This window comes from Spirillospora sp. NPDC046719 (genome assembly GCF_040645715.1).
Classification (GTDB): Bacteria; Actinomycetota; Actinomycetes; order Streptosporangiales; family Streptosporangiaceae; genus Spirillospora.
In genome coordinates, this window is record NZ_JBEYYT010000918.1 from 1 (window position 1) to 1,238 (window position 1,238).

The window sequence follows — 1,238 nt, forward strand, 5'->3', positions numbered from 1 at the left end:
GCCGCGGCCGCCCTGCCCTGGGCGAGCCCCGCGCCCGCGGCCGGCGTCCGCGTCGACGGGTCCAGCGGATCGGCGCCGAACGCCGCCGTCGACGCCTCGTCCGGACGGATCACCTCGACCCGCCCGCCCGCGGCCTTCACCGCGCCGATCTCGTCGTCCAGGGACGGGTCGTCCATCGGCGCGAGCAGCAGGACCCGCTCGTACCCGGCGGCCAGGGCGAGGTTGTTCGCCGAGTGCACCCCGCCGTCCACGTACCGGACGCCGCCGATCGTCACCGGCGGCCAGATCATCGGGACGGCGCAGCTCGCCGCGATCGCGTCCACCAGCCCGACGCCCGAGTCACGGTCCAGCACCCGCAGCTCGCCCGTCAGCGCGTTCACGGCGGTCACCAGCAACTTCCGCGCGGGCCACTCGTGGGACGGCAGCCGCTCCTCGATCACCGCGCGCCTCTCGGCCTCCGTCACGGTCTCGGCCGCCAGCGCCCGCGCACCGAGCCCCCGCCGCACCGCCGCCGCATCGCCCTCGTTCTCGTTCGCGAGCTGCATCCAGGTCTCCATGACCGTGCTCACCGACACCCCGGTCGGCACCAGCTCGCGGTTCTGCAACGCCGGGTCCTCCTGCCGCGCGTACAGCTCCTTCAACGGCCGCCCGCTCGCGACCTGCGCCGCCACCGCGGAGCCCGCCGACGTGCCGACCAGCAGGTCGGCTCCGGTCACGTCCGCTCCCTCCTCGGCGAGCCCGAACAGCAGCCCGTTCAGCCAGGCGATGCCCGCGACCCCGCCTCCGCCCAGCACCAGGGCGCGCTCATTGTCGGTCATGTCCGTCCTCTCATTGGGTGATCGCTAGAGCGTAGGGAGGGCGGCGGACATTCCGGCGACGGCCCCGTCCCGCTCGCCCCGCGCGCATCGACCCTGCTCAGCGCGCAGAACCCGGGAGGCGGGCGTCCCCGCACCGGCGCTGGAGCGTGTCGATTTGACGAGGCTCCGCGGACCACGTAAGTTAACCCCTCGTCCCCCTCACGGATGCAGGACGCCCTCTTGGCGGCCGGCCGACGGGGAAACCACCACTCAGCAGCCGACGCGGCTTCGCCGTGTCAGCCGTGCGGTGATGGCATCGGTAAGGGCCGATTTTGCAAATCGCGCTGGATCTGATGAAATGGCAACACCGCCCGGAAGGGACGCGCATGCGGACCGGAAAGGCAATCGGAAAAGCCCGGAAATTGACACTCCGAGCGGATC

1 protein-coding gene is annotated in these 1,238 nt (G+C 72.5%); it reads right to left on the reverse strand.

All coding sequences use genetic code 11. The features are described 5' to 3' along the window. On the reverse strand, window positions 1-818 hold an 818-nt coding region (locus tag ABZ914_RS51560; RefSeq protein ID WP_500201843.1), incomplete at its 3' end, for a patatin-like phospholipase family protein. Window positions 819-1,238: the final 420 nt, after the last annotated feature.